We start from the raw sequence: 344 nt of genomic DNA, 5'->3' as shown, positions 1-344 counted from the left end.
TCAGCAAAAAGTAAATTATTTAAAAAAAGGCTGCGGGGAAAGCTTGACAAAGCCTCTTGAAGTCACTACTTTTGCATTCCCGATCGGAAAGATACCCAGTATCAAACGATCAAAGGACGGTTGCGTAGCTCAATTGGATAGAGCATCTGACTACGGATCAGAAGGTTTGGGGTTCGAATCCCTACGCGACCACTACCGTTGGAAAATGGTTACACCACCCGTCCGACATTCCAAAACAGTAATCGAGTATCGGTTGCGTAGCTCAATTGGATAGAGCATCTGACTACGGATCAGAAGGTTTGGGGTTCGAATCCCTACGCGACCACTCAAAGCCTGCTTCAGCT

2 tRNA genes are annotated in these 344 nt (G+C 46.5%); both read left to right on the top strand.

The features are described 5' to 3' along the window. The first annotated feature begins 118 nt into the window (after window positions 1-118). A tRNA-Arg gene (locus tag BWI97_RS27250) sits at window positions 119-192 on the top strand. Window positions 193-251: 59 nt separating this feature from the next. Further along, a tRNA-Arg gene (locus tag BWI97_RS27245) sits at window positions 252-325 on the top strand. Window positions 326-344: the final 19 nt, after the last annotated feature.

Origin of the sequence: Siphonobacter sp. BAB-5405, assembly GCF_002872335.1 — a bacterium.
In the GTDB taxonomy this organism is placed as follows: Bacteria; Bacteroidota; Bacteroidia; order Cytophagales; family Spirosomataceae; genus Siphonobacter.
The sequence above is the reverse complement of the archived record's forward strand: the minus strand, read 5'-3'. Positions and strand labels throughout refer to the sequence as shown.